General features: G+C 69.1%; 17 protein-coding genes and 2 pseudogenes. 8 read left to right on the top strand and 11 right to left on the bottom strand.

The window, feature by feature from the left end; translation table 11 throughout:
- The first annotated feature begins 127 nt into the window (after positions 1-127).
- Positions 128-1,414: an ISL3 family transposase gene (locus MTF65_RS01945; protein WP_243626399.1), complete on the top strand. Its 1,287-nt coding sequence runs from the start codon at positions 128-130 to the stop codon at positions 1,412-1,414.
- 51 nt (positions 1,415-1,465) lie between these two features.
- On the opposite strand, the gene MTF65_RS01940 is transcribed toward MTF65_RS01945, so the two are convergent.
- The 6 genes from MTF65_RS01940 to MTF65_RS01915 form a co-directional block, all read right to left on the bottom strand.
- Entirely contained in the window at positions 1,466-2,602 is a 1,137-nt protein-coding gene (locus tag MTF65_RS01940; RefSeq protein ID WP_243626398.1) for a hypothetical protein, read from the bottom strand.
- Positions 2,603-2,613: 11 nt separating this feature from the next.
- Positions 2,614-2,907 (bottom strand): helix-turn-helix domain-containing protein, encoded by a 294-nt coding sequence (locus MTF65_RS01935; RefSeq protein ID WP_243626397.1) that lies wholly within the window; start codon positions 2,905-2,907, stop codon positions 2,614-2,616.
- On the bottom strand, positions 2,904-3,647 hold the full coding sequence (locus MTF65_RS01930; RefSeq protein ID WP_243626396.1) for a hypothetical protein: 744 nt from the start codon (positions 3,645-3,647) through the stop codon (positions 2,904-2,906). The genes MTF65_RS01935 and MTF65_RS01930 overlap by 4 nt, the downstream gene beginning before the upstream one ends.
- A 277-nt stretch (positions 3,648-3,924) precedes the next feature.
- Positions 3,925-4,716, bottom strand: coding sequence for a hypothetical protein (locus MTF65_RS01925; protein WP_243626395.1), 792 nt, complete (start codon positions 4,714-4,716; stop codon positions 3,925-3,927).
- 108 nt (positions 4,717-4,824) lie between these two features.
- Complete coding sequence (locus MTF65_RS01920) at positions 4,825-5,547, bottom strand: Crp/Fnr family transcriptional regulator (RefSeq protein WP_243627267.1); 723 nt, start codon at positions 5,545-5,547, stop codon at positions 4,825-4,827.
- 148 nt (positions 5,548-5,695) lie between these two features.
- A complete protein-coding gene (locus tag MTF65_RS01915; protein ID WP_243626394.1) occupies positions 5,696-10,159 on the bottom strand; it encodes a hypothetical protein in 4,464 nt (1,487 codons plus the stop codon).
- 364 nt (positions 10,160-10,523) lie between these two features.
- Here MTF65_RS01915 and MTF65_RS01910 point away from each other — a divergent pair, with 364 nt between their 5' ends.
- The 5 genes and pseudogenes from MTF65_RS01910 to MTF65_RS30595 all read left to right on the top strand — a co-directional run.
- On the top strand, positions 10,524-11,225 hold the full coding sequence (locus MTF65_RS01910) for a hypothetical protein (protein WP_243626393.1): 702 nt from the start codon (positions 10,524-10,526) through the stop codon (positions 11,223-11,225).
- A 24-nt stretch (positions 11,226-11,249) separates the two neighbouring features.
- Entirely contained in the window at positions 11,250-12,548 is a 1,299-nt protein-coding gene (locus tag MTF65_RS01905; RefSeq protein ID WP_243626392.1) for a hypothetical protein, read from the top strand.
- Positions 12,545-13,237: a hypothetical protein gene (locus tag MTF65_RS01900; protein WP_243626391.1), complete on the top strand. Its 693-nt coding sequence runs from the start codon at positions 12,545-12,547 to the stop codon at positions 13,235-13,237. Before MTF65_RS01905 ends, MTF65_RS01900 begins: the two co-directional genes overlap by 4 nt.
- Positions 13,234-13,464: a hypothetical protein gene (locus tag MTF65_RS01895; RefSeq protein WP_243626390.1), complete on the top strand. Its 231-nt coding sequence runs from the start codon at positions 13,234-13,236 to the stop codon at positions 13,462-13,464. The genes MTF65_RS01900 and MTF65_RS01895 overlap by 4 nt, the downstream gene beginning before the upstream one ends.
- 772 nt (positions 13,465-14,236) lie before the next feature.
- A pseudogene (locus MTF65_RS30595) lies at positions 14,237-14,317 on the top strand (IS5/IS1182 family transposase); the annotation flags it as partial.
- Positions 14,318-14,319: 2 nt separating this feature from the next.
- Here the strand turns inward: MTF65_RS30595 and MTF65_RS01890 are convergent.
- The 3 genes from MTF65_RS01890 to MTF65_RS01880 form a co-directional block, all read right to left on the bottom strand.
- On the bottom strand, positions 14,320-15,216 hold the full coding sequence (locus MTF65_RS01890) for a DUF4436 family protein (RefSeq protein WP_243627266.1): 897 nt from the start codon (positions 15,214-15,216) through the stop codon (positions 14,320-14,322).
- Positions 15,217-15,330: 114 nt separating this feature from the next.
- Positions 15,331-16,884, bottom strand: coding sequence for an alpha/beta fold hydrolase (locus tag MTF65_RS01885; protein WP_243626389.1), 1,554 nt, complete (start codon positions 16,882-16,884; stop codon positions 15,331-15,333).
- A gap of 78 nt (positions 16,885-16,962) precedes the next feature.
- Complete coding sequence (locus tag MTF65_RS01880) at positions 16,963-18,519, bottom strand: alpha/beta fold hydrolase (protein ID WP_243626388.1); 1,557 nt, start codon at positions 18,517-18,519, stop codon at positions 16,963-16,965.
- 1,101 nt (positions 18,520-19,620) lie between these two features.
- On the opposite strand from MTF65_RS01880, the gene MTF65_RS01870 reads away from it, so the two are divergent.
- A complete protein-coding gene (locus MTF65_RS01870; protein WP_243627265.1) occupies positions 19,621-20,709 on the top strand; it encodes a serine hydrolase in 1,089 nt (362 codons plus the stop codon).
- Positions 20,710-21,011: 302 nt separating this feature from the next.
- On the opposite strand, the pseudogene MTF65_RS01865 reads toward MTF65_RS01870, so the two are convergent.
- A pseudogene (locus MTF65_RS01865) lies at positions 21,012-21,334 on the bottom strand (carboxymuconolactone decarboxylase family protein).
- A gap of 83 nt (positions 21,335-21,417) precedes the next feature.
- Between MTF65_RS01865 and MTF65_RS01860 the strand changes: the two are divergent.
- Positions 21,418-22,296, top strand: a complete 879-nt coding sequence (locus MTF65_RS01860; RefSeq protein WP_243626387.1) for a sigma-70 family RNA polymerase sigma factor — start codon at positions 21,418-21,420, stop codon at positions 22,294-22,296.
- 199 nt (positions 22,297-22,495) lie between these two features.
- Here the strand turns inward: MTF65_RS01860 and MTF65_RS01855 are convergent, their stop codons facing one another.
- Complete coding sequence (locus MTF65_RS01855) at positions 22,496-22,705, bottom strand: hypothetical protein (RefSeq protein ID WP_243626386.1); 210 nt, start codon at positions 22,703-22,705, stop codon at positions 22,496-22,498.
- Positions 22,706-22,917 lie beyond the last annotated feature (212 nt).

Here is a 22,917-nt window from a genome sequence, read left to right as displayed (position 1 = left end):
TCTCACTGGTCACCAGCGCTCTTCCTTGATCAGGAGTTACGCCGAACGGGCTCTTCCAAGATTTTCGTAGGCGTTGATCGTCTCGGTGTTCCGTCACGGGGACGGGGCCGCTGCTGCCAGGCCGGTGGTGTGTGTTGTCGCTGTCGAGGAACTGCTCCCGCAGCTGGCCGGGTTACGGATCGAGCGGGTGGAGACCAGCCCGGAGGCGTTGCGGATCACCGCCGTGACCAGGGACGACATATCCCGGGCCTGTTCGGGGTGCGGGCAGATGTCGCAGTGGACGCACTCGCGTTACGTGCGCCGCGTCGCGGACGAGGCGGTGGGCGGGCATCCGTTGGTGATCGACCTGTCGGTGCGGCGGTTGTACTGCGAGAACCCGGACTGTCCGAAGGTGACGTTCGTCGAGCAGGTAGACGGTCTGACAGAGCGCTATCAGCGGCGGACCCCGGCGCTGCGGCGAGTAGTCGAGGCGGTCGCGGTGGCCTTGGCGGGCTCGGCCGGCGCCCGGCTGCTCACCGTCCTGCACCACGTGTTGTCTGGGGCGACGGTGCTGAACTGCCTGATGCGGATCGCTCTGCCGGACCGGCCAGTGCCGCCGGTGGCCGGGATCGATGAGTTCGCCCTGCTCAAGGGCCACCGCTACGCCACGATCATCATCGACGCGGACACCGGCGAGCGGATCGAGGTGCTGCCGGACCGGCGGGCCGCGACCATCACCACCTGGCTGCGCGAGCATCCGGGAGTCCACACGGTGTGCCGGGACGGCTCCGGCGGATTCGCCCAGGCCACCCGAGCCGCCGACCCGACGATTGTGCAGGTCATGGACCGCTGGCACCTGTGGCACGGACTCGCCGAGGCGGCATGGAAGGAAGTGACCGCCCACGGCTCGTGCTGGGGGAAGTTCGGACCACCGCTCCGCGAGGGCAAGCGAGCCGCGTCAACACGGGAGCGCTGGCGCCAGATCCACGAGCTTCTCGACGCGGGAGTCAGCCTCCTGGAGTGCGCGCGTCGGCTCGGCCTGACCCTGAACACCGTCAAGCGCTACGCCCGCCACAGCGAGCCCGACCGCCTCGTCCGCACCCCCACCTACCGGCCCGGCCTGGTCGACCCCTACCGCGACCACCTGCGAAAACGCCGTCTCGCCGGCGCCTGTCCGGAGACGACCGCGCTGGCGGGCCACCTCCGTTCCTTCGCCGACCTGCTGACCCCGGACGGGGGCAACGCAGAGGCCTTGACCGGCTGGATCGCCCAGGCTCACGCCGCCGACCTGCCCTTCCTGCACTCCTTCGCGAACGGCCTCGAACGCGACCGCGCCGCCGTCGACGCCGCTGTGACCCTGCCCCACCACAACGGCCGCACGGAAGGCGTCAACAACAAGATCAAACTCGCCCTCACCCCGAACTCGGGACGGTGACGCCACAGGACCCGGGCCTCTGAGGAGGTCCGGGTCCCTGCGAGGGCAGTCTCATGCAGTGGCACTGTGCGCCAGCGCACGGGCCTTGGCCGCCCACTCCCCCATCCTCGTGATGGCGGAGGTCAGCTGCTTAACCGCCGCGGAGATCTCCTTCACCGGCTTGCGGAGGTGCCGGCTCACCCGCACCATGGCGCCCGCCGAGGTGCCGAAGGAGCCGATCTGCGCCAGACCGTCTTGCGCGGCTTCGTCCAGGGACATCAGTTGCTCCAAAAACTCCGCCGCTCCCTCGCCGCGCTCGTCGGGCGGCGTCATCTCGATGAGCCCCAGCGCGGCCCGCACCCCGCTGTCCAGGGTCGCCATCCGCTCCGCGAACGCGGCGGCGACGGTGTTCAGTTCGCCCGCCGGTGCGCTGATCGTCTCCGCGTACCGAGCGACGGCGGCGAGCCGTGCGCTCATGGGCGCGTTCGCCTGGGTCAGATCGAGCATCTCGGTGCCGGACTGCTCGGTCAGCACTCCAATTGTCTCGATCGTCTTCGTGATCGCCTCCATGTCGGCGGCCATCTCGCCCAGCCCGCCCTCGATCACGGCGAAGTCGTCGAGCAGACCGGGCGAGTCCTCGTCCTCCCCCTGACCGCCATCGCCGACCTCCGAGGCGGAGGCCGGTCCGTCACCGGTCTGGAGTCCGCGCAGCACCCGTGCCGGCGTGAGAAGTTCGAAGCCGTCCCGGAGCCCGGCCTCCAGGGCGCTCTCGATCTCCTTGCGCGCTCCGGCCAGATGGCTGCGCGTCCGCTGGTAGCGGATCGTCCTGATCGACGCGATGTCGAAGGGCAGCTGCCCGGCCTCCCCGATGTGGATCGTCGGCTTGCCGGTGATGTGCCGCAGCCCCAGCTCGTACATCACGTTGGGGTTGCCGCCGCTGACGTCCGCGACGACCAGGTCGGACTCGACGACGTGCCGGCAGATCTGCTCGTTGATGTCACCGGCGTGCGCGATGCCGTCCGCGCGCACGGCACGGATGCCGTACTTCTCGCAGGCGGGGGCGATCACCTGCTCGAAGATGCCGAGGTGGTGCTCGTACGACTCGCGCTCGGGACTGCCGTGCGCGGCGTGCGGGTCGCCGATGGGGCCGACGACGAAGCACCTCCGGGGCTGGTCGGACTCCTGTCGGAGCGTCTGTGACGTGATCATGCAGGAACCTCCTATGGGCGAGCGTGGATGTCGTGGAGCCGGGCTGCGGGCGCCGCGTCGTCCTCCAGGGGGACCGCGTACACCGGCCGCTCCTCGATGCCGAGGGCGCGCAGCAGGTAGGCGGTGGGGATGCGGTAGCGTCCGCCGACCCGCAGCACGGGGCACGGGAAGGCGCCGAGGCGGATCAGCTTGTACGCCGTCGCGGGGCAGATGCCGAAGGCGCGGGCAGCTGTGCGCAGGTCGACGGTCAGGGGCAGGTCTAGGGCCTCCGCAAAGCCGAGCGGCGGCCCGGACCGTCCGTTCACCGCCTGGCTCCCGCGGGACGCAGGACCAGCGTGCCGATGAGGTCGGCCTCCTCGTGGCGGCGAGCCCGGAACACCAGGTCGGGCAGGCGGTTACCGGTCCGCCGGCCGTCGTGCCGAGGGCACGGCTCGGCGAAGCGGAGCGTGGCGCACAGGTCCCCGCGGCGGGGCGGGGGCGTGATGTGCACTTCCCATCCCTCGGGCGGGCGGGGCCGTTCCTCCGGCGGGACGGTGGCGTTGCGGGCCTCGGCGAAGGCACCGATGTCGACGACGGGGATCTCCCGCGTGACGCGCTTCGCGTAGGCCCACATCCGGTTCACCGCCTCCTTGATCAGGCAGCCACCCGGGTCCAGGCCGTCCGGATCCGCCGCGTCGAGGGCGGTAAGCACGGCCAGGACGGCCTCCGCCTCCAGGTCAGCCCGGTCGACCCGCCGCCAGAGGCGCAGGATCCGGTGCAGGTTCCGGTACAGCCCGGGGAGGACCAGCCAGACGACGAGCAGCCGTCCGGTGCCGTCGCCGTCCCGCGGCTCCCGCCGGGCCTCAGTGACGGCCTGTCGCCAGACCGCCGCGCCGAGCGCCGCGTCCCGTCGTGGGCCGTAGAGCACCCTCCTGGTCTCCTCCGGGGAGAGCAGGACTGCGCGGGAGCCGACGTGCACCGTGAGGGACGGTCGCGTGGCGCCGGGCGGTCCGAGGACGCCCCTGTCGATCCGGGCAAAGACGCTCCCGGGTCCGGTCGATGTCATTCCTCCTCCTTTCCGGCCTCGTCGGGCCGGAGGTACGCCAGGGCGGCAGCGACTCGGCCGCAGGCATGTGCGAGGTCGGTCAGGGCCGACCGCACAGCCGCGTGCCGCGTCATGCGGGCCGGGTGCGCCGTCCCGTTCCGGCGCCGGGACCGTGCGGCCCTCGAGGCGGGCGGGTGAAAGTGAATGCCGCCGTACACGGCGTGGCCGACGTTCACCCCGTAGTCCGCCCACTGGCTGTCGCCCCGCTCACGCCAGGGCGGGGCCTTGTGGGGGGCCGTCACCGGGCGGGCCCGGAGCCGGCTGGCGGAGGGGCCACGGGCAGGCCGATGGTGAGACCGCCGACGACGTCCCGGCCGACGGCTGCGCCCTGATGGACATACTGGGACAGGGTCGTCCGGCTCGGGGCGCCAGCATCCGGCGAGGGCATCGGCACCGGTGCCTCCGCCACGGCCGACCGCACGTCTTGCGGCCCGTGGCCCGGCACGCGGATCCAGCCGTAGCCGCCGAACTCCTTCACCCGCACATGGGCCCGCACATACTGCGCGGGGTCGAGGTCCTGCCGCCCGGACCGCACAACGTCCTGATACAGCCGGTCCGACACAATGACAGCGAGATCCGCCGTGGCGAGGGTGGCGAGTACGACTTTGAGCTGGGGCGCGTTGACGTAGCGCGCCACGGCGACCGGGGCCGGGCCGGCGTGGCCGAGGGCGGCGTCCGCGACCACGCCGGTGTCCACGGCCATCCGCAGCCTGACCCGCTGAGCTGCCGGGCGGGCGTTGCAGTCCCTGAGACGGACCGCGAGATGGTGGACGAAGGGACCCAGCACGGCATCCTCCGGCGTGGTCTCGGGGAGGACGGCGAACTCCAGGTCTCCCTGCGGCTGACGCGTCCAGGCTGCCCGGTCCAGCCCGGACAGCGCCGCCGCCTCGTCCAGCATCCGGACCAGCTCGGACTGGACGGCCGACTGCGTCCGGGTGTCGAGGCGGCTGTACTGCTCCACGTCCGCGGCCAGGCACAGCCGACGGTGTGGCAGGCCGGCCGGCGGCCGGGGAGGAGAGATCTCTTTCATGACAACTCGCCACCTTCCTGAGGAGTTGGGTGCGGTGCACGTCAACTGTGGGCGGAAGGTCCGGAGCAGCGAAGAAAGCCGCATTAATGCGGCTTTCTTGGCGTGGGCCTAGGCGGCCGACACCCTCAGCAGGGCTGCCTCGCGCAGACGGGCCATGTCCAGAATCGAGGTCTGCCGGAGGCCGGTGGTGATGATCTCGTCCTTCCCCAGCTGGGCGAGAGCCTTGTGGACAGTGTTCGTAGTGGATGCGGTGAGGGCGGCGAACTCCGGTTGGGACAAATTCACGTCGATGTGCACCCTGTTCCAGTCGAGCCCCCTGAACGTCCGCCTGGGCCGCCCGTATGACTCCGCGAGTTCGACGAGGACGCGCGCCAGCCGGACCGGGACCGGGTATCCGCCCAGCTCCAGCCGTAGGCGGTCGGCTCGGCGCAACCTGCCGCAGAGCAAGCGATTGAGGGCCAGTGACACTTCGGCGTGAGCGAGGAGGAAGGGCTCGAGTTCGTTGCGCGGGACGACGGTGGCTAATACGTCGCCGCACGAGGTGACCGTGGCCGATCGCGGTCCGACACCCATCGCCGCCATCTCGCCCACGATATCCCCGTCGATCCTGATGTCCACCAGCGATACCCGATCACGGTCCAGCCGGGCGGTCACCTTCACCAAGCCCTTGTGGAGGACCACCAGCTCCTGTGCGTGGTCTCCCTCGTGGATAAGTACGTCTCCCACGGCGTAGCGGCGTGGAGTACCGAGCCGGGCAAAAGCCGCGCGTGCTTCGGGCGACATCGTGTCGAGGAAGGTCGCGCGACCGTTGGGGTTCGAGCCGTGCATCATCTGCACAGCACAGCACTCGGTCGCAGCGGCGGCGAACGTTTCCGCCCGGTCCGCCGGTGCGCCGGACGCACGCCGGGGCGCATGGCGGCGCACGGCGGCGCACGGCTGGAGCATCCTGCGGGCCGGAACCGGGCAGGGCCGGTCCCGTTCAGCTCCGGTCGGTGTCGTTGATCGCCTTGGCCACGCCGTAGGACCCGAGGAGCAGCAGCTGGTCCAGGAGATCGAGGATCCCGGACCTGAGCGCGGGTGAAGATGCCTGGACGTACGCACGGACCAACAGGCGGCCGATGTTGCGAGCGTCGGCCGCGACACCACGGGCCAAGTCGGCCGATGCGGCTCCGAACACCGCGACAAAGCGCCGCGCGCATGTCAGAACCAGTTCGTCGACCCGGTCCGGGGCGTCCTCGAGCGTGATCAGCAGCTGAGGCAGGGCGGCCCCGAAGACGTGGGAGTCGATCAGCGCGGTAAGCGTCCGCCGATAGGGCCCCATACGTCGGCCGCGCAGCGCGGCGGCCACCGTGGCGGCGGCTTCCCGCACGTCCTCCTCGGGGTCGTGGAAGAACCGCACGAGTGCATGATGGGCGAGCGCCGCGTCGCCGGTGTTCATGAGGCGCTGGGCGCACACGCCGGCCGCTCCCTGCCGCTGTGCCGCGTCGTTCCCAGCGAGCACTTTGGCCAGCAGGTCAGACGTCTCCCACTCCATCGCGGCCAGCGCGGCGACCTGACCGCCGACCTGACGCACCGGTGCCACCGGGGAGTACAGCATGCGTTCCGTCAGCGGTCCCGCCGACGCCGAGTCTCCGTGCATCAGGGCAACGGCCAGGCGGGCAACATAGGGTGATGCCAGCAGATGGTCGGGGGCCTGGACGAGCACCTCGAAGGCGTCGGCCGCCGCCTGGCGGTCGTGGCGGATCGCGGCCCCCAGCGCGTGGGCCACGCACGCCCGGACGTCGAGGGAGGGGTCGGCCGCCAGTCGGCCCAGGTGAGGGACGATCAGGTCGGCACGGGACCCGTCCACGTCATGGACGAGCAGATCGCCCAGGCTCTCGGCCGCGCTGCCCCGCACGGTGTTGATCCCGGCGGTGAGCAGGTCACGCGTGACATCGCCCCCGTCCCCGCCGGACACACCCACACCGGACGAATTGTCGGCGTCGCTCGGCTCACCCAAGTCGAGAGCGCGGCTGAGGAGTGCCTCCACCAGGTCGAGCGGCACGTGGTCGAGGTACTTCCGCAGAGCGTGCCCCAGCCACCGGTCCTGCTCCGGCCCTCCCCTGACCGCGAGGTGGCGCACGGCCGCGAAGATGGCCTCCGAATCGTCGTACGGCTCGGCCTCCCCGAGGCCGAGGAGCAGCGAAGCACCATAGGCCGGGTGTGTCCCTGAGTCGATCCGCACAGCGAGCCGCGCGAACCGACCAGGGTCTGCCACCGTCATGCTCCGCAGCACGTGGGACAGCTCGCGCGCACCGCCGGTAAGGGTCGACCAGTCGGTTCGGTCCCGGCCGTGCTTCCTCATCGCCCTCAGCCACTGGTCGTCACTCATGTGCTGGGCCGCTTCCGCCGGAATGGGCGATCCGACACCCCCACCCGTCACACCCTCCGGTTCGTCCGGCTCGAGTCGGTCGCCATGGAGCCGGCGGAGTTCTCCGAGTCGGCGCGTCGCCCGCTCGGAGAGCCGTCCTTCGGGAAACGCCGTCAACAGGGTGAACTCATGCCAGGGCGAGAGTTTCCCCTCCGGGGGAAGGCGCAGGTGGAGCAGAAACTGCTCCAGCCGCCTGACAGTGTGGTCGGGCAGGGCGCCGGCGATGGCGCGGAGCACCTCACGAGCGCCCCACACGGCATTGGCGGCGTAGCCGGACAGCAGTCGGTGTCCGCCCTGGAGAAGGATTTCGGCGGACCACGGGGCGAGGCCGGGTCCCCCCGCCGCCAGCACCTGGTAGAGCAGCCACTGCGCCGCCTCGTACGGCTCGTTCACCAGATGTTCCACGAGCCGGCGCGCTCGCGCGGCATCCCGGCCTGCCGTATTCCTCAGAGCTTCGGCAGTGCCTTGCAGCAGGGCCTCGCCCAGGTCGCCGGGGTCGGCGCCGGGATGGCGGTGCGAGAAGTGGCGGTCATGGACGGGCCGCCCCGTGCGTACCGGATAGGCGGTCAGGCTCATGACGGCCAGTAGGACCGGCAGCACCCGGACGCAGAACTCCTCCGGTGCACCGACAGCCGCGGCGGTCGCCGTCTGTAGTGCCGCGTAGTCCCGGTTCAGCAGTACCGCCACCCTGCCTTGGCCGTCGAGCCGGAGGGCGTCCGGGCGTTCCGCCAGCAGTGCGCCCAGCAACTCGACTGCCCATAGGGGTTCTTCGGCCGCCAGGTTGCTCGCCGGGCCCCAGAGGGCGTGTTCGACGCCGGTGAAGAGGCCCGCTCGCACGCCGTCGAGCAAGAGGTCGAAGAGTGGTCGGCTGCCTGCAAGGCGGGCGAGGGGAACGATCCGGATCAGCCACGCACCGTACCCGGGATCAGCGGCGTGCGGTTCCAGAAGGCGGGCCACCCGGTTGGGCAGGGCATCGGCGACTGCCACCAACAGCCTTACTGCGCAGTCCTGTTCTCTCGTGTCGGCGCTTTCGAGCCAGTTCTCGAAGATCCCCTCGTCGTCCCCGCGACGGAACCAGGCGGGGATGCCGAGCATGTCGACGAGGCGGTCGCGGAAGGGCGGGCGCGTGTTCAGCACACGGGCGATGGCGCCCCATTCGATGGCGGTGGGAGCATCCAGACCGCACAGCACGTCCAGGGTCAGGTGCTTGAGGTGGTAGCGGATGTCCGGACTGGTCAGCAGCGCCTCGGCCTCCTCGGCGAACCGTTCCGGGTCGAGATCCCGCAGGTGATCGAGCACCTGCCGAAGCTGTGCGCGGCGGAACAGCTCCTGCTCCCCGCCGGTGAGGAAGGCGACCAGGCTCTCTTCGCGCCGGAGCCAGTCGCGGGCGAAGGCATAGTCAAAGAAGCTCTCGTGAAAAAATGCCAGTTGACGGCCGTCGCGCACACAGACGTGTTCCGACTCCAGTACCTTCCGGCTGGCGGCAAGGTCGTCCGTGTCGAGCACGCCGCGCGGCACGGACAGCCGCTGGCGCGCACTCATGGCGGTGACGACGGCCGAAACCGCGTCGTGGAAACGCACGGACGGACGCCGGGCGCACGCCTCTTGTTTGGTGTCCCAAAAGGCGTCGAAAAGCTGCCGGGTGGTATGGAAGAGGAGGGCCTCCTCCCGGTCCGCGACCTGGGCGAGGAGGACGAGATGCAGCGGTGAGCGCAGCAACGCCTTTTGCGAAGGGGCCAGTCGGGAGACGTCCAGGCCCATGGCGGTGACGGCAGTGTCGACCTGGGCGTCGGAGAGCGACCCAACGGTAACGCGTGTGCAGTGGTCCGGGGCGGTGAGCCTGCGGATGCGGGCGTCGGCCTCGGCGTCGAACGCGCGGCATGCCAGGACCACCCGCATGTCGGGATGTGCCGCAGCCTCGTCCACCAGGTCGGCCACCGCGTCAAAATTCTCCGGGATGCGTCCCGACGCCATGCTGACGGCGTCGAGCTGGTCCACGACGAGGACGCAGGGCCGCCCGTCCGCCATGGCACCGAGAGCGCCGACCGGGGACATGGGCAGGCCGACATGCTGCCCCAGTTCATGGGTCGAGCCGAAGGGTTCCAGGCGGTCGAGACGGAAGGCGAGAACCGGAATGGCCGCCTTGTCGAGGGCGGTGAAGGTCTGGTGCAGCACGGCACTCTTGCCACCGCCCGCGGTTCCGGTCAGCAGGACGAGCCGCCGGGTGCCCTCCCTGACCTCCGCCACGAGGCCGACGGCCTCCTCCCGGGGGATTGCGGGCCGGAGCAGCGTACGTTCGACACTCGCCGCCCACCGGCGCGTCACCGTTCTCACAGCGTCGGACACCGCGACGGCATCGGCCCGCACGACGCCCCGCAGTCCGTACGGCACCAGCCGGGTGGTAAGGGCCGCGGCGTCGAGTGTGGTTCCGAGGTTGTCGAGCAGGACTTGGCCGAGGGCAAGCGCCGCCAGGCGGCCCGGTGCTCCGGCCAGGACCTGTTCGGCCAGGACGGCGTTGGTGTGCACGAGGTCCCGTTCGTCGTGCCACTCCACCCGGAGCCCTCTCAACATCCTCCAGGCCGTCGCGGTCGAGCCGTAGATGCCACTCGAGGCGAGGGCGTTGAAGGGGCCCCGGAGTTCGTCCGTCAGCCACTCGGCCTCGAAGGAGGCGAGATCATCGGAGCGCCGGGCACGGTCGGCGAGTTCGTCGAGCGCACGGGCGGGGAGTACGGAGACAAAGTGGAACGCCCGGCCCGCCTCGACATGCGAACGCAGGCTTTCCCACACTCCCTTGTCGCGGAGGGAGGCCACATTCCAGCTGTTCGCGTTGCGGTTCTGCCGCTTGACCTGGTGCACCGCCGTCCCGTGGTCATGCCGGTAGACGAACTCGACCCCGTCGCCCAGCGGCCCACCCGGTTCGACGCAGAGCGACGTGCCCGAGCCCAGCAGTACGTACAGAGCATGTCTGATCGTCCAGGCTCCCTCGTAGCGGTTGCCGAACTTATCCGTCTCGCCACCCGGCCGCGGTGCCACCGTGCCCCCCTGCCCCTCCGGCCCGACCAGACGGGCCGCGCGCGTGGGCGGACGCTACCGCATGCATGCGAGAGGCGCCGAGGACCCCAGCAGTTCTGCGTCGCCGTCGACAGCCCGGATGCTGAACCACGCAGCCTTGTGGTTCAGATCCATCCGGGCTCCCGACTGTGATCGATCGGTCGCGGCCGGTACCACCTGGTGGGCAGCTACATGCCGGTCGCCTGCCCAGACTGCTTCAAGTCGCAAGCGTTTGGGCCCAAGGAGTAACACTGCCGAAGGTACGGAGACCGCTTGCGGCGGCCGGGCGGACCCGGCAGCGGTCGTCGTGCCCCCTGTACCGGATGCCGGGCCGGCACCGATCACGGTGAACCGTCCGGAGTTGTTCGTCAACCACGCTGACAAGATCATCAACGAGACCCGCAAGCAGGGGATCCTCGAAGGACCCACTCTCCCTCGTCACCGGATCAAGCAAGAGCCGATCGTCCGCGAAGGCCAATGGGCCGAGACGTGGCAGCAGGCTCTGGATCCGGCGGGAGTACGCCCGCAGAAGCACGTACTGATCGTTGTCGCCCCGCGTTCGTTCGGATCGACCACCCTGGCCCTGCACCTCCTCGCCCGGCACACGGACGAGGACACCGACATCGTGAAACTGGACGCAGACTGGAGGACACCCAAAGTGGGCCAGCTTCCCGCCGAGGAGCGCCACGCCTACCAGGTCGACCTCAAGGACCCCGACCACGACCGGGTCTCGGCCGATTTCCTCACCATGCTCGAAGAGCATGCCGGGCTCCTGGAAAAACTGGGCTCCTACCTCGTCCTGAACGTCGCCAAAGACCTCTGGGCTGATCACTACGTCCCGGCCCGGTCAGGCATTCACGTCGTCCACCTCAACGAGCCGCCGCCAGCCCAGAATGTCGTGGAGGCCCGGCTGAGGGCTCGTAAAGCCCCCGGTCTGATTGCCTACCTTCGCTCCGTCGACAAGACCAAGGCTTCGCTGAGCCGTCTCGACGCCGTGGAAGCGGTCCGCACGGCGGACTCGATCGTGCTCGCGTGGCGGGAACACTAACGGCTGACCGGTTCCTCGTTCCCCATGGACGTCCCGTCGTCATGGTCCGCGCTCGATGCCGGACTTGCCGAACGGACCGCGTCCGCCCTGTCCGACTGGCGGGACAAACTCGATATCCTGTTCGGGGAGACGGCCTCCGTGCGTGGCGGCAAGGACACGTCGCTGCCGCTGGAGGACCGCTGTCTCCTCCTGGCTCTCGCCGTGCGCCAATCCGCTCCGATGCCCGAGGTGGCCAAGGCCGCCCGGGACCTGCAGGACATCATCAGCGCCGACGCCGCCGGCACGAGCGGCTTCGCCTCGACGACGAGTGCAGCGTTCGCGGGCCGCGGATTACGCCGCCGTGTCGTCGATGCCGGCGCCGGAGTCGGCACCCACGACGAGGTCGTCTTCGACCAGCCCGGCTACGGCAGGGCCGTCCTGACCTACGTCTGGGACAACTACGAGGTCATGCGCGGGCCCTTGCTGAAATGGCTCGTGTCCGGGGACGGCAGCAGCGGCGGCAGCGAGGCGAACGAGCACGTCGTGGATGCCATCGCCGCTCTGACCCTGCGGCACGGGAACGTCGACCACCTCGTCCAACTCGGGTCCCCGACCCACCCGGCGAAGAAGGCACTCCTCAGCGCCCTCATGGTCCAGGCCGTTCAGGACGAGCACATCGGCCGCCAGGCGTGGGGCATTCTGTACGGCTGGGCATCAGTCAAGGAACGCGCGACCACCGTGGTGGCCACCTGCCGACAGGTCCTGAACACCCCGGCTATCACGTCTTCTCAGGCCAGGATGGCCATGGTCCGGCTGCGGCGAGCCGCCAACAGCGGGCACGAATCAGCCTGGTCTGAGGCCCTCAAAGTGTTCGTGGAGCAGGCGCAGCACCCCGCCGGGGTGGCGCGGCTCATCACCGAGGTACGCGCATGGCAGCAGTCAGGTCGGTCCCGCGGGGCCGGCACCGCGGCCTTCCTGGCCCTGATGTCCGTACCGGGCACCACCACCCCGTGGCTGCTGTCCGATGAGGTGCCGTCCGAGGTGGACGTGAAGCGGGCTCTGCAGGACCTGTTGGGAGACATCGCCACGGCGCCGGACGCCATCAACTGCCTCACCACATGGATCAGGCAGTCGGCAACCGACCCCGACACCTACGCCCGCGTCCGCGATGGGTTGCTCCCGGTCCTGCGCGGCCAGAAGATCTTCAAGGCTTCCGTGAGCCTGATGCAGGCACTGGAGCACGTTTCGGTCGACGGGGACACGAACGCGGCCAACGACTTCTGGGACCGCCTCGTAGACCCGCGTGTCCGCACGGTGATCCAGCTCAACAGGAATCCGGCGTGAGGTGGTTCTGGCAGCGCCGGGCCCGCACGATCCACTGCACCCAGCCACGGATGCTCCGCTGCGCAACCCCCGGCATCCATTTCGAGGCCACGTTCACGATCGAGTGGCGCCCCGCGCTACGGGTCCGGCCCAATCTCGAAGACCTCGTACTCAGCCGGACTCTAGCGCGGGCCGGGGAAGTCGCGCAGCTCTTTGCAGCCGTCGAGGTGCGCACCGCGCAGGACACCATCAACGCCGAGCTCGGCACCCCGGAGCACACACGCGCCACCGGGTACAGATGCCTGGCTGCCCGTGTGGAACTGGCGCTCTCGGAGAGCACACGGGAGGACCTCGCTCAGCAGCGGGCGGACGAGGCACGCGTACGGCGGCTGCGGTTCCTGCGCACGAACCTGTACGAACAGCCCGACCTCTTCGTGCTCGACCGGATCGAGCGGCAGGGCGACTGGCCGGGCGCTCAGCAGGTAGCCGAATGGCAGCGCCTGGCGCGGTGGATCGTCGCGGCCGACGAATGGTGGCAGCCCATGCTCGACCAGTGGGAAAAGGTCGGCCAGGGCTTCAACGACATCGAGCTGCAGAACCGGGCCATGCTCGCGCTCTGCGATGCGCTCCAGAAGCTGAAGGGCGATGACGCGTCGGACGACCCATCCGTCCCTTCCCCTGGTGCCGCGGAAGGGCGGCGCAAGGAATGAGCCTGACCCTGTGGCGGATCGCCCTGGACCCCCTCACTTCCTGGCGTGCGCTTCGCCTGCGACGCGAAGCGGGCAACCACCTGTCATTCGATGCGGCCTGGCGGCAGGCACGGATGCTGGCTGCGCCGGACGAGATGGTCTACCGACTACACGACCACCAGTTCCCCATCGAGGACGAGGCAAGCGGCCCTGCGCAACCGGAAGGGAAGACGTACCGACTTCCGTAAGCACCTGTTCCGCGTTCGCAGGCTCCACTCCCACACATGTGGAGATCGGAAAGCTCTTGCCGCAGAGGGCACCGGATCAGATGCTGGACGCGGCGAACTCAGTCGGACCAAGTGCCTCCCTCGGCGCGGGCGTGGACCCGCAACATCTCGAACGCGCGCGCCTCAGGAGGTGACGCGCAGGGCAAGGTGCGGGATGGTTCGGGTGAAGGGGTCCGTCTGCACCAGGTCGATCCCGGGGGCCGGGCGGACCGGAATCCGGGCGAGGTGCTACCGCGGTGAGCGCGGCTGCGCGGCTCGGTGCATCCGTGGGCGCTCGGCCACCCCATCTGGCCGCCTCGATGTCGCCCCGTGCCGCGTGGACGACCGCGAGGGCGGCCGTGGGGGCAGACGGGGGCAGCCGTGGGGAATTGCGCCGACCGGCAATTCTCCTGGCGCGGGACAGCCAGCCCAGCCGGGCCCCCGGCACGCACACCGCCAGTGAAGAAACTCCCGAAATGTCTGCTCCCTGCCTGCTCATCGCAGGTCAAGGGCGGTCTCCGCAGATTACAACTATTCGCATGTTCGGTCAGCTTTCCCCGGGTCTTTCAGGACTCATGCTGACCGTTTGCCGACCTTTCCTACGCACCGTCAGGCCGGTACGGCAACTCTCCCGCACCAGGAAACGTTCACAGGGCTGGATCCTTCGGGGCAGATAGGGGCGGTCAGGGGTGGCGGAAGTGCGGGCGTCGCGGTGCTCGCGGACGGGCCTACCTGCGCCTCGGGCTGATCGTCCCGCAGATGGGTCGGGCGGCCGCTCCTGCGTGGGCCGGAGGAGGACAACGCCGAACACCGGCGGGTCCGCGCCCGCGTCGAGCTTCAGGCGGGATGGGTGTCGTCGTGTTGGAGGGCGGTGTGGACGCCGGTGATGACCACGGCGATCAGGCAGAGGGCGATGACGGTTTCGGCCCACAGGAAGGCGAACCAGTCCATCACGCAGCCGATCGGGGGTGTGCCGGGGGCGTTGTTGCGGAAGGCCGAGAGGGCGAACAGGGTGGCGGCCATCCAGCCGAGGGCGGCCCAGACCAGCCCCTCTCCTCGGGTCGTCAGATACCAGGCCCCGATGAGCACGGACGTCGCCAGCGCCCACATCACGGCCATCATGAAGAGCACGAAGAGGAGCAGGCTGCCCGATCGGGCCAGCCCCAGCCCCAGCGCCACGCCGACAGCCTCTTGATCGGACGGGGTGGGTTTCGCAGAGATCGAGAAGAGTGCGTCGTCGTTGGAGAACAGCATCCGTACCGGCACCGGCTTGCCGTCCAGCTGTGCCCAAAACTCGATGTCGGTCTCGTAGGTATCGAACGGGTAGTCGCTGATCGATCCATCCGTCATCGCGACCCGCACATCCCGGGTCGTGAGCCGCTCGTGCGCCTTGAACTCCAGGTCGCCAAGGGTCTGCGCGGAGGTCTGGAGGCTGAGATCAGCCACCGGGGCGGTCCCCTCCTCCTCGCTGAGGGTCCCGCGCGCGGTGACCCGGACCCGCAGTGCCAGCTCCCTGGCCGCGGCGTCCACGCGTTGGACGTTGGCCTCCACGTCCACCCGGTCGGTGGCTTGGGATCCGACCGTATGGACCGTATCGAGCGCCTGCCGCTCGGTGAACTGCAGCCAAGACCCCACGGCCACCGCCACCACGATCAGGACCGCGATGGGAAGCAGAACCGGCAGGATCGAGGCCCCGGAGCGGCGTGGGTGACGTGAGTCCCAGGTGGGGGCCATGGTGACTCCGACGAGGTGGGAAGGGGCACGGATCCGCCCGGCCCGACGCAGGGCGTCCTGGTCACCGGTCGTGGCGACCAGGACGGTGGTCTCGAAGCGGACCACGAGCGGTTATCAGGGAGCGATCTCGAACTCCGGCGGCTCGAGGCCCTTCAGGCACTCGGTCTTCGGCGCGGCCGGGGTCTCGAAGAACGAGACGGCGATCTCTTGAGCGCACTTCGACGTGGCGAACACCACGTGCGGCTCGTAGGGGACCGTGACGACCTTGGCCTTGCTCAACGTGCGGGCGACGTACGGACCGTTGTCCGCCCCGGTCTGGGAGTCGAAGCTGCCCGACAGGGCAAGGGTGGGGATGTCACCGCGCGTGACGTCCCGGATCGAGGGCGGCGCAGGGGGGACGTTCCAGACGTCGCAGTCCGGACGGAGGAAGGTGAGCTGCGGAGCCTGGGCCTGCACCGAGCGGGGGAACGAGGGGAACGCTTCCTGTCCGCCCCGGAGCGCCTCCTCCTGGCTCTCGTACGGCGTCCACTCACTGCAGAAGACGCCGTAGACAAGTCCGTGCGCAACCCTGCCCATGGCCGCCGGGCTGAGCTTGCCGCCCGCCCACTGCTGGGCGATCCGCTGCGGCTTGCCGTTCGCCAGCTCTTCGAGGGCTGCAGGTACCTGGGGCGCCACATGGGTGGCGGAGGTCATCCAGTTCACCAGAGCGCCGCCGTCGAGCACGACCTTCACCGGCTTGTCGTTGCCGGGGAGCGTGACGGTGGTGGTGACCGGCTTGGCTTCGAGTTCGCTGACGAGCTTGTCGAAGGTGGCCGACAGGTTCGGGTAGCGCTTGTCGCACGCCGGCTGGTCGGCGCAGGCCTTGAACAGGCCGTCGAAACCCTGCCGGGCGCTGCTCCAGGTCGCCGCCGACCCGGCCCTGGACGGCGGCAGTATGCCGTCGATGCCCACCGAGCGGAGCCCCTCGGGGTGCAGGCGCATGTAGACCAGCGCCAGGTGGGTGCCGTAGGAGATGCCGTACAGGTTCCACTGCTTGATGCCCAGCGTGGTGCGCAGGTCCTCGTAGTCGGCGGCGCTCTCGGTGTCGTTGTAGGCGCTGAGGTCGAGCCCGCGGCCCGCCAGTTGGTCGCGGCAGGCCTTCGTGGCCTCGACGTGCAGGCGTTCGGTGGACGGAGCGCCGTAGACGAGGCCGACCGCGCGTGCGTTGAATTCGTCGATGTTGGGGCAGAGGGCCGCCGGGTCGGCCGAGTACGTACCGCGCTGGGACATGAGGATCACGTCACGGTCGCGGTTCAGGCCGCCGTCGATCGCCATCTTCGCCTCCCCCACGGCGTCGTCTCCGGGTCCGCCCGCGAGCCACACGATGGGGTCGGGTTTCGGTGTGTCGGCCGCGGCGGGCACGATCGCGACACCGAGTTTGATCGTTTTGTTACTGGGTTTGGCACGGTTCTCGGGCACGGTGAGCGTTCCGCAGCGGGCCCCTTCGAGCTCCTCAATCGGTTCCGGTGTCTTCGGGCAGGGGCCCGGCTCGTAGCGGGCGTCGCCCACCGTCCGGGCGGTCGTGCCGATCGGTGCTCCGGTGTCGTCGTCGGTGTGGGGCTGGGCCTGAGCGGGCGCTGTGAGTAGGCCTGTGAGGAGTAGGCCGGTGAGGAGTAGACCGGTCGCCATGCCGGCCGACGTGGGCAGGAGTCGTCGTGCGGTGCGGCGACGACGGGGCGCTTGGTGGAGTGTCATCTGCCCTCCCGGTTACTTCGGGATGATCGTGAACGGTTGGGGTTCGAGACCGTCCACGCACCTGGTGTCGGGCGCGGTCGGGCGGGCGAAGAACGAGGCCAGCACGCTTTGCGCGCAAGGCGACTGCGGGACCACCCAGTGGCCGATTCCGGGGACCTGTATGGCGGTCGAGCCGGACAGGTTGCGGGCGACGTCCTTCGCCCAACTCGCCCCCGTCTTCACGTCGAACGTGCCGGAGATGACGAGCGCCGGTACGGAGCTGACCGTGGCCACCCGCTGGACGGAGGCGCGGTCCGGAACGTTCCAGATCCCGCATGCCGGGTACTGGAAGGGAAGTTGCGGCACTTGGGCCAGGACCGTGTCCGGCCACCCGGGGTAAGTCTTGCCCCCTGCCTTCAGCACGTCGGCTTCCGAGTACCCCGGCGCCCACTCGCCGCACACCACCGAGTTCGTGAGGCCGTGCGCGAACGCGCCGACGTCCTGGACCGACCCGGCCGCGCGGGCCTTCGCGAAGCGCTCCGGGTTTCCGTTGCTGAGTTCCTCGAGCGCCGCCGGGAGATCCTTGGGCCGGGGGTTGAAGGCGACGATCAGATTCAGCAGTGCGCCCCCGTCGAGGACGACCTTGACCGGCTTTCCTCCGCTCGGCGGCGGGACGTTCAGCGTCAGGGGCTGTGCCTCCAGCTTGCGCACCTGCTCCGTCAGCGTACGGGGGAGGTCCGGATACCGGTCCTTGCAGACGGGCTCCGCCGCGCACGCCTCGAAGATGTTGTCGATCCCCTCGGCGGTGCTCCCCCATGTCCACGGCAGAGTCACGACCTGGGGAGGGGTGATCGAGTCGATCGCGAACGCGCGGATTCCCTCTGGGTGCAGGCGCAGGTACGTGAGGGCCAGGTTGCTGCCGTAGGAGTATCCGTAGACGTTCCACTGGGGGATGTCCAATGCCTTCCGCAGGTCGGCGAAGTCGGCCGCGTTCTCAGTGGTGTTGTAGGCACTCAGGTCTATGCCGTCGGCCGTCAGGCGGCCCCGGCAGTCCTTCACCGCTTTCAGGAAGAGCTGTTCTGCCTCCTGTGCGTTGTAGCCCAGGCCGACGGCCTGCGCGTTGAACCGGTCGACCTCCGGGCAGGCGAGGTTCGGCTGGTCGTAGAGGTTGCCGCGCTGGGCCATGATGATCAGCTCGCGGTCCTTGTTCAGGCCGGAGTCGACGAGGAACGGAATGTCGTCGAACGTGTCGGCACCGGGGCCGCCCGCCATGAACACCACGGGGTCCTGTGCGGGCTTCGCCGGGGTGACAGCCGGAATGACCGCCACGGCTAGCTTGATGGTCCGGCCTCCGGGGCGGGAGCGGTTCTCGGGGACCTCGAGGAAACCGCACCGTGCGTCGGTCAGCGCTTCGATGGGCTCGGGCGGCTTCGGACAGGAGCCGGGCACGAACCGGGACGAGCCTGCGGGGCTGGGCTGCCCGGCGGACTGGGCGGGTGCTGACGCCGTGCTGCTGGGTGTGGGGCCGAATGCCGCCAGACAGACCAGAGCTGCCCCGGCGGTCACCGCGGGGATGCTGTGCTTTGCCATGTGATCTCGTTCCTCTGCCGACATCGGCGGCGGCTATGCCAGGCCAGGCCGCAGCGGTTTGGGCGGAACGCGCGTTTTCGACGCTACCGGGTGGCGCGTATGCCCGCCACGCGCAGCAGTCGCAACCCGTGACCTGGGCCGTTTCTGGCCGTCCACCGGGTAGCTCTCGGACCAAGGGCTGTTTCTCGGATCTCCTGCGGTGGGTCTGCGACAGCGCCCGGCCGACGACTCGACCGCAGTCCTTCGGCCCGCCGCTGCTCGTTCTCGGCGGCCTTGCGGGCGGCGGCACGCGCGTTCTTCAGCCGGATCCCCACCTTCGCGCCCTGGAGGATGGCGTCCGGCGGCCCAGGAGGTGTCCGTTCTCCTTGCTCCTTGGCCCACCCGTGCGCGGGCGAGCAAGGTGCGCCTCCTGGTCGTCGCCGCCAGGCACGCGGTTGGTGAACGGGACCTTCAGGTCGCCGTGCTCGCGGGCGTAGATGACGGCGGCATCCACGCCGCGACGCCAGTGCCCGTGCTCCGGGTTGAGGACCCCGCGGGCGCTTCACCGACCCTCGTCGTCTTCCTCTCCCTCTTCTGGAACATATCCGCCGCGAGTACCAGTGGCCGCCTCCCATCCCTCGTGCGCGTCTTCGGACCACCCAGTAGCGTTGAATTTGCATGCGTTCCGCCCGCACCGCCACGGGATCGCCCGGCGCGGCAGCCGTCGATCGGCAGAGGAACGGGATCACATGGCAGAGCACAGCTCCATATGGGGGCGCCGGCTGCTCGACTACGGCCGCCGCAGAGGGGAGACCCGGTCCTGACCCAGGCACCTCAGCCGGAGTTCCAGGACCAGGTGTGCCGTGCCTGGACATGGCCCGGACCGCACCGCCACGCAGGGGGTGGCCCAGGTCGGCTCATTGCCGACGCACTTCCTCAACGGGACGTTCGACATGAAAGGCCGGGGCGAGCTGGCGCGCCCAGTCCATCACCGTCTCCTTCTTCGACACCTCGACGGTCCCGAACACCGGCTCCCTCAAGGATCTCAACCCCCGAAGTTCGAGGTCCTCCCTGAGCCAACCTCGTTCCAAGTGGAGAAAGAAGGTGGTGTCCGTGAATCGGATGGCGTCGTTGTGCGCCGCCGGGGGCGCCATGGTCGTGGTTGTACTGACAGGAGTCGCAGGGCCGCAGGCATACGCGACCGGCGATGACCGCAAGGAACGCAGCGCAGATGTTCTCCAGGAGCTGGTGCCGTCTCCTGATGGCCCAGGCTGTGCGGCAGCTGTCGGCATGCGGGGAAGCGTTGTCTGGGAGGCGGGGAGGGGGAAAGCCGATCTGACGACCGGGCGCGCCATCACCTCGAAGACGGTCTTCGACATGGCATCCAATTCCAAGCAATTCACCGCAGACGCCGTCCTTTTGTTGGCCGGGCGGCACCAAATCGCACTGGACGACCCCCTGTCCGATTTCCTCGACAACCCGCCCGCCTGGACGCGGGACGTCACCCTGGGCGACCTGATACATCACACCAGCGGTATTACCGACTACCAGGATCTGCTGGAGGCCAAGGGCATCAAGCTGACGGATCCGGCCGGCCAGAAGGAAGCGATCGCGGCCATCCTCGCCTCACAGCCGGAAGATCCGCCAGGCAAGCGTTTCTCCTACTCCAACTCCAACTACGTCCTCCTGGCCCATGTCGTCGAGAGGGTCACCGGCCGGCCGTTCCCGACCTTCATCCAGCAGGAGTTCTTCACCCCGCTGCACCTGCGCATGACTCTGTCCCCGGCGGTGGACGTCCCCGGCAAGGCAAAGTCGTACGACGAGAAGGACGGCTCCTTCACTCCCAATTCGTCCCCCTGGAAACAGTACGGAGACGGGTCCGTCCAAACCACACCTGGGGAATTCGTCCGCTGGGCCGACAATTACCGCACTGGTCGCATCGGTGGAACGGAACTGCTCGCCGGGGTCACGGAGGGAGCGGTGAGTGTGGGCGACGTCCTGCGCTCGCGCGGCATCGAAGAAGGGCGGTACGGGGCCGGAATCCTCCTTCTCCCCGACAAAAGCCTGGTACATCGCGGCGACTGGGAGGGGTTTCACAGCACCTTCAAGGTGAGCCCCGACCGTAACGCTGCCGTCACCGTCGTATGCAACACGGATTCACCCGATCATTTCCGTGCGGCAAACCAACTACTGGATATCTGGACCAAATGACGAATCGGGCCCAGCACAGTGCACCACCTCTCCCGAAAGCGCCCGCGACGCGGGTTTCCCGGCATACGCCGCTGCCGCAACCGAGGGCCTGACACATCTGATGAACAGCGGAGACGCGCCAGGAAGTGCCTTGCCTATGCGCTCGGATGCCTTGAAGAGGCTGAGCGGGAATTCGGAGATCGGGAGGTCCGGTCCTACGTCATCCTCTCCATGGGTGGAGTCTACGACGATCTCCTGACGGCCACCGTCACTTTCTGCACGCACGACCCGAACACCGCGCCCTATATTCGAGACATCGAGACTCACCAGGTCTTGCCGGCCTGCTCCCGGACCGTGCGGTTGATCCGGTTGAAGAAGTTGGTCATCGCGATCTCCAGGGTGATCGCGCCCAGCTGTTCCTCGCTGAAGTGGTCGGCGGCGGCAGCCGCTCCTCCGTCTCACCGGCCTGCTTCGCCGACTGGATCGTGGCGAAGACGCACGGGCTGCAGCCGTTGATCTGGCTGACGCGCAGATGGACCAGCGACAGCAGGTGCTTGTCTACGCCCCCCGCGTGAATCGCCTTGTAGAGGTGCTGGATTGCTGTGATCACGTCGGGATTGGCCGGGCTCTTCACACGTGCTTCCATCGGTCTTACTCCTTCATCGGTTACCTGCGCCCCTCCGGGCCCGTCATCACCCATGACGGAGCAGAGCCGAGGAAGGTAACAACATGTCCGACACCAGCCCGACGGACCCGATAGCCGAGATGTTCGAGGCCCAGCGCGACCGGCTGCGCGCGGTCGCCCACCGCATGCTCGGGTCGCACGCCGACGCCGAGGACGTGGTCCAGGAGGCCTGGCTACGGCTCTCCCGCCAGGACACGGCGACCATCCACAACCTCGCCGGCTGGCTGACTACGGTGGTCGGCCGGATCAGCCTCGATGTCTTGCGATCGCGCCAGGCCCGCCCGGAGGCGTCCTACGACGACGGTCTGTCCGAGCTTGTGGTGACGCTCGACGACAGTCCTGCGCCCGAGGACGACGCGGTACTCGCCGACTCGGTCGGGCTCGCGCTCCTCGTCGTTCTGGAGTCGCTCGGGCCGAGCGAGCGGCTGGCGTTCGTGCTGCACGACCTGTTCGGGGTGCGGTTCGACGAGATCGGCCAGATCCTCGGCAAGTCCACCGCCGCCACCAAGATGCTCGCCAGCCGCGCCCGCAGGAAGGTGCAGACGATTGAGCGGCCGACCGGCACCGGACGGGAGCAGCGAGATGTGGTCCAGGCCTTCCTGGCAGCGGCTCGCCGCGGCGACTTCGAGGAGTTGCTGCGGGTACTCGACCCCGAGGTGAAACTGACCGTCGACACCACGTCCGGCGTGGTCGTCGCCCTCGGCGCCACCAAGGTCGCAGCCGGCGCGCAACTGTCCGCCACCGCAGCCACGCAGGGGCGGGCGGTTCTCGTCAACGGCCTCCCGGGGGTCATTTCCTGGCGCGAGGACGGCACCCCGCTCTCGGTCCTTGCGTTCACCATCGTCGACGGCCGGATCACTGGCATCACGGTTGTAATCGACCCGGTCAAGCTCGCCCTGATGGACCTGCCGGATCCGGCGTGAGTCCCTGTCGAGGCAGTCGCCGCCAAGCGGCCAAGCTTGGCTTCGATCTTGCATGGTGGTCCGTCGGCGGAGTCGGCGGAGTCGGCAGACCGGGCACCGCTGCCTTGGCGGCCGCCTTCGGGGACATGTTGGTCACCGTGGACCGATGCCACGGCCCCGAACAACTGACGGCGTCCCGTGGAGACCATCACCCTGTCGGCTATCTCGATCCCCGCAGATAGGCGGCGGCGTACCGGGGCGAGTCGGTGCGGTACTTGAAGCCGCGGGTGCCGCCGCGGCAGGTGGTAGTACCGCAGAAGCAGAGGCAGAGGCCGACGGCGACGCTCTCGTACTCCGTGGTGACGACCCCGCCGGGTGGGGGATCCCCCACCCGTCCCGCGCCCGACGTGGTGGAGTCTGGCGTCGGCACGGCGTGCCTTGCAAGGCTGTGGCTCGTCCCGTGCCGGAGATTACGGTGCTGGTCCACTTCCGCGGCTCCTTCCGTGGGGCTGTCGAGGGCGTCTCACCTCTCCCCTGGTGACGCCTTCAGGATCGGTGCTGGGGGGAAGTCCGAACATCGCTCCGCTGGTGCGCGCCATCGCCGTGATGTCAACGGGCTGCTCGTGGTGGGTGACGTAGGGG

The organism is Streptomyces sp. APSN-46.1, from assembly GCF_022815725.1.
Taxonomy (GTDB): Bacteria; Actinomycetota; Actinomycetes; order Streptomycetales; family Streptomycetaceae; genus Streptomyces.
Note: the sequence above shows the minus strand (reverse complement) of the source record. Positions and strands in the feature narration are given on the sequence as shown.